This window comes from Symbiopectobacterium sp., from assembly GCF_051710365.1.
Taxonomy (GTDB): Bacteria; Pseudomonadota; Gammaproteobacteria; order Enterobacterales; family Enterobacteriaceae; genus Symbiopectobacterium.
Map to the genome: position 1 here is coordinate 1 of NZ_JBPETA010000163.1, position 6,703 is coordinate 6,703.

5 protein-coding genes and 2 pseudogenes are annotated in these 6,703 nt (G+C 49.8%); 3 read left to right on the forward strand and 4 right to left on the reverse strand.

Going from position 1 to position 6,703, the window contains the following annotated elements:
• Window positions 1-71, forward strand: a pseudogene (locus ACTBDZ_RS13465) (surface-adhesin E family protein); the annotation flags it as partial.
• A gap of 111 nt (window positions 72-182) precedes the next feature.
• On the opposite strand, the gene ACTBDZ_RS13470 reads toward ACTBDZ_RS13465, so the two are convergent.
• From ACTBDZ_RS13470 to ACTBDZ_RS13480, 3 genes are all read right to left on the reverse strand, one after another.
• Complete coding sequence (locus ACTBDZ_RS13470) at window positions 183-1,160, reverse strand: hypothetical protein (protein WP_438815700.1); 978 nt, start codon at window positions 1,158-1,160, stop codon at window positions 183-185.
• 204 nt (window positions 1,161-1,364) lie between these two features.
• The gene (rof, locus tag ACTBDZ_RS13475; RefSeq protein WP_222158377.1) at window positions 1,365-1,625 is read right to left on the reverse strand and encodes a Rho-binding antiterminator; all 261 of its coding nucleotides are present in this window, start codon (window positions 1,623-1,625) and stop codon (window positions 1,365-1,367) included.
• Window positions 1,612-1,812, reverse strand: coding sequence for a YaeP family protein (locus tag ACTBDZ_RS13480; protein WP_222158376.1), 201 nt, complete (start codon window positions 1,810-1,812; stop codon window positions 1,612-1,614). Before ACTBDZ_RS13480 ends, rof begins: the two co-directional genes overlap by 14 nt.
• Window positions 1,813-2,123: 311 nt before the next feature.
• Between ACTBDZ_RS13480 and ACTBDZ_RS13485 the strand changes: the two are divergent.
• Together ACTBDZ_RS13485 and nlpE are read left to right on the forward strand one after the other, a co-directional pair.
• A pseudogene (locus ACTBDZ_RS13485) lies at window positions 2,124-2,672 on the forward strand (YaeQ family protein).
• A gap of 45 nt (window positions 2,673-2,717) precedes the next feature.
• A complete protein-coding gene (gene nlpE / locus ACTBDZ_RS13490) occupies window positions 2,718-3,401 on the forward strand; it encodes an envelope stress response activation lipoprotein NlpE (protein ID WP_438815701.1) in 684 nt (227 codons plus the stop codon).
• A gap of 61 nt (window positions 3,402-3,462) precedes the next feature.
• Here nlpE and mutS read toward each other — a convergent pair whose 3' ends face one another.
• On the reverse strand, window positions 3,463-6,027 hold the full coding sequence (gene mutS / locus ACTBDZ_RS13495) for a DNA mismatch repair protein MutS (RefSeq protein ID WP_438815702.1): 2,565 nt from the start codon (window positions 6,025-6,027) through the stop codon (window positions 3,463-3,465).
• Window positions 6,028-6,703 lie beyond the last annotated feature (676 nt).

The following is a 6,703-nucleotide window of genomic DNA, read 5'->3' on the forward strand; positions in this document are numbered from 1 at the left end:
CCATGGCGATGGTCAAAGCGCTTAACCGGATCACGCTATTAGGAATGCCGAACAGTATTCGCATCACGTAACAATCGACCCGATGGGGCACAGTCGTTACAAGTTCTGATTTATTCAACAAAGCCCTATTCAGGCTGCTGACTACCCAATTCATGGGCAAAGCGATAAATGGTAAGCCTGTTTCAGATGTGGGCGGTTGCTATTTGGGGCTGCGTGTTAAGCTGCTGCCTCAATTTCTCTATTTCTGCTCGTAACGGCTGTATTGTCGCTTCTAACTGTCGTGTGATTTCCTGCTGGATACTTTTTTGTTGTTCTGATGTATCAGGAAGTAACGCATTGTGCCCGTTCAGGGATTCTGCATTTCTTGCGGCCAAACTTGTTATACCGATGAATTTAATCTCATTCAAATAATCGTGTAATTTTGCAAAAGCGTCTGTGAATTCAATGGATTCCGTTTTCTTCGACTTTTGGTAGCACTTATTTATTGCATCACGAATATTCAGTGACCCATCGGTGCAGGAAACCAACAACCCTAATCCACGCAGAGCACTCAACAATAGCGGTGCTGAAATAACCAGTGCCGGAATGGCTATAGGCAAAACAAATGCGGTAGCTGCCAACGCCATACCGACGATTGAAAGGGCTATTCCCACCACCACTCGCCTAGAGAAAAAGCTTTTTTGAGATGCTTCACCATGGATGATTCTGTCGCTCTTCCTGATGTCTGACAAGGTATTGAAGAACAAATCCGCAGTGTCTTCAATTTCTTTTATTTTTATTTTCAATTCAGGGGAGATGTGATTTGACGCTGATTCGTCATGGTGCAGCGCTAAGATTTCTCTCACAACATCAAGATCGATTTTACCGAGCTTTTCCCTGCACTGTAAGATTTTTTCATGGGTGTTAACGTCACTAGAAAAATGTCGGTAATAATTCGTTTCGATTAGCGCAGTCTGCAATGCGGGGAACTTCTCCCATTTCTTTCTGGTGAATGTATTACTGATATTACTGACATGCAGTAATTTTTGTGGCCACACTGTTTTATCGGGATTTATCTGCGAAGATGTCCCCATGACGATCGAATCTTGACTCTGGTTTAATGGCTGATAGTTATTCATTGAATTGAAAGGGTTAGCCTGACTTAATCCAGCGATACACATAGAACCTCCTCGAATAAATTGCCTGACTTACTTTCATCTATAGATTTATCTGAGAGCGGTTTTTTGTCACTCGGGTATTTACTGGGAGGCGTATTTTTTCATGTGAGCTACAGCAAATATTGGGTATTTTATCTTGGAAGCAAAACGGACAACCTGGGTTGTCCGTTGACTAAATGTTGTATCGCGTGTTGGTTGTGTGACCAATCAGGATTCACTCACCACCACTTTGCCGATACCTGGATTACTGAAGCTCACGATATGATCCAGACGCAATTCTCGCAGTGCGCCATTTTCTTCCACCACCAGATATTCCACTTGCTTGCGCGAGACAATATCCTTGGCCTTGCCTGTGAGGGTTTCACCGCTGCGCAACTCTAGCGTCAGCGTCAGATGTTGCTGGCACGTAGCCTCAAGGCTATCGTAATCATCACAATTGATGGGTTGATATTCGTTACTCATTGACATAATCGCTCACCAATAAGTTAGCTGCGGCGAAGGCCGCCTGTTCCCTGACGGTGGACGGCAAGTCGCCATTGGCTGCGATCCCATCCAGAGTTTGCAAAACACAACCTAATGCATCGGGTATGTAGCCCAGATTGCCGCTGGCGATCTCCGCGTATAAACGACGAACCAATTCAGAATGTTGCTGCACAATATCCTCCCTTGGAAGCCCACCGCCGTAGGCTTTTGTGCCTGTTGTCGCCGCGATGGCCTCGTTTTTTGCTGATAAGGGGAGATAATCCCACGAAAATAAGTATTCGTTATCAAAATGACTATAGCATAGGCATCAGCAGGATATCAGCATTCCGGTGTTAAGCAATGCTTCAGTTAGCGCACAATTTTACCCTTTTTACGCAGTAGATTTGAAGCTGCGACCGGTCTGTTTTCTGAATTGCTATCGGTATGCTGTGCGTCTCACCGGTTCTCAAGGTACACTGGTTGCAGACGGAGAAGAGGTATCGGATGGCATTAAAAGCAACGATTTATAAAGCAGCAGTGAACATTGCGGATTTGGACCGCTCTTTTTTTTTTACGATGCCAATTTGACCTTGGCGCAGCACCCCTCAGAAACTGAACAGCGTATGATGCTGCGACTGCTGGCGTGGATCTGTCATGCGGATGAAAATTTACGCTTCACCAAGGGGTTATGTGCCGATGACGAACCGGAAATCTGGTTGCGTGATGATACACTGGCGCTGAAACTGTGGATTGAATTGGGGCTGCCAGATGAGCGCCGGCTCAAAAAAGCCTGCAACCAGTCTCCCAACGTTGTGCTCTATGTCTATGGTGAGCGAGCGGCCCATGTCTGGTGGCAATCGATGGAGCAAAAGTTGCGGTCGTATCGCAATCTTGCCGTCCGTTTTTTAGACGATCGCCAATTGCAGGCGTTGGCTGCAATGGCACAGCGCACGATGCCTGTTACAGGCAACCCTTCAGGATCGTTCGGTGTGGTTGTCTGATGATAAGAATAATCTGGAAATTACCTTTGCCGATTGGCAACCAGCCCAATAATCGTCATGATCCTGGGTGACAGGAGAAGGTGGGGAGGAGAATAGCGTGAAAAAAATGGCGCTTGGCTTACTACTGGTTTTTGTGGCAGCAGGGTTGATGGGATGTCATACGCCCAAGCCAGTGCGTGAGGAAGCATTGCAACCCATGGCGCAGAGTTATCGTGGTGTATTGCCTTGTGCAGATTGTGCCGGTATCGATACTTCATTATTCCTGGCTGAAAATGGCACGTTCATACTGCAACATCATTATCAAACCGATCGCCCTGGCAATCGCCCATTTGCCACCTATGGCAAATGGGCGCGCACGGCGGATAAGCTTGTGCTCACCGATGTGCAAGGCGAAAAAAGTTATTTCAGACCGCTGGAGAATGGTCTGGAAATGCTCGATCGAGACGGTGCGCCGATTGTATCGTCAAACACCTATCGTCTGACGGCGACCAAAGCGCCATTGCCGACTACCCCGATGGCAATGCGAGGTTTGTACCGCTATATGGCCGATGCGGCGGTGTTTGCTGATTGTTTTACCGGTGTCACCTACCCGGTGGTAAACAATATCGTGATGGAAAAACGCTATTTACAGGTCCGTAAATCATCGGGAGACGCGGTGCTGCTTACCTTCAGCGCGCATTTTGCCGTTGTGCCTTCGATGGAAGAGGGGATGGAGGTAAAAAGCCTGGTCCCGAGCAGTGCGCCATTTCAGATGAAAGCGCAAAACCACTGTAACGAGTAACAATACTAAAGCGACCGGATAAAAAGCGGCCTTCCTGAGAAAGGCCGCTTGCCATGAAAAGTTATACCATCGCTTTCAGTTTATACAGCCATTCCAGCGCCTGACGCGGCGTTAACGTATCGGGATCCAGCGCTTCCAGTGCTTCGACCGCCGGAGCGGGCTCTTCACTGGTTAACAACGCCAGTTGCGCACCATCCACATGGCTGGCAGAGGCGTGATTGGAAAGTGATTCCAGCTCTTTAAGCTTTTGCCGCGCGCGTTTAATCACCTCTTTGGGCACGCCCGCCAGTGCGGCAACGGCGAGGCCGTAGCTCTTGCTGGCGGCCCCCTCCTGAACGCTGTGCATAAACGCGATGGTGTCACCGTGCTCCAGTGCATCCAGATGCACATTCGCAACGCCTTCCATTTTTTCTGGCAAATGGGTTAATTCAAAGTAATGGGTTGCAAACAATGTCATGGCCTTGATGCGCTGCGCCAGATTTTCCGCACAGGCCCAGGCCAGGGATAAACCATCATAGGTCGATGTGCCACGCCCAATTTCATCCATCAATATCAGGCTGTTGGCGGTGGCATTGTGCAGAATGTTGGCGGTCTCCGTCATCTCCACCATGAACGTGGAACGCCCAGAGGCGAGATCGTCTGCGGCACCAATGCGTGTGAATATGCGATCAACTGGCCCAATGGTGGCCTTATCAGCAGGTACAAAGCTGCCAATATGGGCCATCAGCACGATCAGCGCGGCCTGACGCATATAGGTACTCTTACCGCCCATGTTCGGGCCGGTAACGATCAGCATACGACGCTGCGGTGTGAGCGACAGCGGGTTGGCAATAAACGACTCGCTCAACACCTGCTCCACCACCGGATGGCGGCCCCCTTCAATTTTTAACCCTGGCAGTTCACTCAGCGTCGGGCACACATAATTCAGCGTATCTGCTCGTTCTGCCAGGTTGGTGAGAACATCAAGTTCTGCCAACGCGGCGGCACTTTGTTGCAATGCCTCAAGGTGTGGCAACAGTTGGTCAAACAAGTCGTCGTACAGGGCTTTTTCCAGCGCCAGCGCCTTGCCTTTGGAAGTGAGCACTTTATCTTCGTACTCTTTCAATTCAGGAATAATGTAGCGTTCGGCATTCTTCAGCGTTTGGCGGCGTACATAGTGAATCGGCACCAAATGGCTCTGTCCGCGGCTCACTTGGATGTAATAACCGTGCACGCCGTTAAACCCGACTTTGAGGGTATCAAGCCCCAGTTTTTCGCGCTCACGTATCTCCAAACGATCGAGGTAATCGCTGGCACCGTCAGCCAGCGCACGCCATTCATCCAGTTCGGCGTTATAGCCGCTGGCGATCACACCACCATCGCGCACCAGCACCGGTGGCGCTTCCACCACGGCACGTTCCAACAGTGCGCACAGCTCGTCAAACTGATGAACATGCTGAGAAAGCTGTTGGACATAGTCTTCGGTGCTTTCTGCCAGCAGCGCATGGATGGCAGGATACTGGTGAAATGCATGGCGCATCCGCGCCAGATCGCGCGGTCGGGCGGTACGCAGCGCCAGACGAGCCAAAATACGCTCCAGGTCGCCAATCTGTCGCAATGGCGGCTGGAGTGCTTCCGCCAGTGGCTGCAACGCGCGAATGGTGCTCTGGCGTTGCGTTAGCGCTTGTCTGTCACGCGTGGGCATATGCAGCCAGCGCTTAAGCATACGACTGCCCATCGGAGTGACGGTGCAATCCAGAATGGCGGCAAGCGTATTTTCGACGCCGCCTGCCAGATTCTGTGTCAGCTCCAGATTACGACGCGTGGCGGCATCCATAATGATGCCGTCTTGTTGGCGTTCCATGGTGATGCTGCGGATATGTGGCAGTGAGGTTCGCTGGGTATCTTTGGCATACTGTAGCAGGCAGCCAGCGGCACGCAGCGCCAGTTTCGCCTGTTCTACCCCAAACCCTATCAGGTCGCGTGTGCCAAACTGCATATTGAGCTGCTGCCGTGCGGTTTCCAACTCAAATTCCCACAGCGGACGGCGGCGCAACCCATGGCGATGCTCGATCAAATGAGCGGCACCAAACGATTCCGGGTAAAGCAACTCCGCAGGATTGGTGCGTTGCAGCTCTGCCGCCATGGTCTCTTCATCGGCCGGCTCCATAACGCGAAAACGCCCGGAGCTGATATCCAATGTGGCATAGCCAAAGCCACGCCCATCCTGCCAAATGGCGGCTAAAAGATTGTCCTGCTTTTCCTGCAACAGCGCTTCGTCGCTGATCGTCCCTGGGGTGACGATACGTACCACTTTGCGCTCTACGGGGCCTTTGCTGGTCGCTGGATCGCCAATTTGTTCGCAGATGGCGACGGATTCGCCTTGCTGCACCAGTTTTGCCAGGTAGTTTTCAACCGCGTGGTGCGGAACGCCTGCCATGGGGATGGGTTCACCGGCTGAAGCACCGCGTTTGGTGAGCGAAATATCCAATAGCTGTGACGCACGTTTGGCATCATCGTAAAACAACTCATAAAAGTCGCCCATGCGGTAAAACAGCAGGATGTCAGGATGCTGCGCCTTTAGCCTGAAATACTGCTGCATCATGGGCGTATGGTCGGTGAAATCCTTCTCGATAGGTTCATTCATCTCTGTCTTACTCATTTTTAGCTATTGGGGATTCAATGGACAAGCCACTTATGCTGCAAGCATTTGCTTAAACCAAAAGACCCTTCCAGCAACATTTCTACTCCAGGGTACGGTATATCTTACCACTTCCCCCCGGAGGGATTCACCCACAGAGGTTCGCTATCCGGAAGGTTATCAAAGCAGTAGTGGAAAATGTATCTGATTCTGATACCAGCCTCTTCATGCGCGACGCGTATCGTAAATTTAGGTGGATGATTTGCAAACGATAGGCATGGATACTGATCGGTATGATGATAATGCGACGAATACCCACGATGACTACGATGCCATTTTTCTCCGTGTGGCAGGTAAAAATTGTTGGATTTGCTACTGCTAAAGTATTGTCAATTTGTTCCGTTATTGAATGTGTTGATAACATTTTTGCAGTGTCTATTTTGGTGCAGCTCTGTAAATTAATATGGAAAATTCTTAGTTAATGGTGGAGTTTTCTTATTTTAAATTATTCTTTTAAATCTGGTTTGTTTTAGATCGTTGATTTGTAACTTTTTATATATATCCGTCATTCCGCACCTACTTTAAGAATAAATTCGACGGTATCGCTCGCCGAGAACATCAACGATGGTCTTGTGAACAGAATTGAGGTTGGATACTTGTGGTGGTCTGTCACCAATACTGA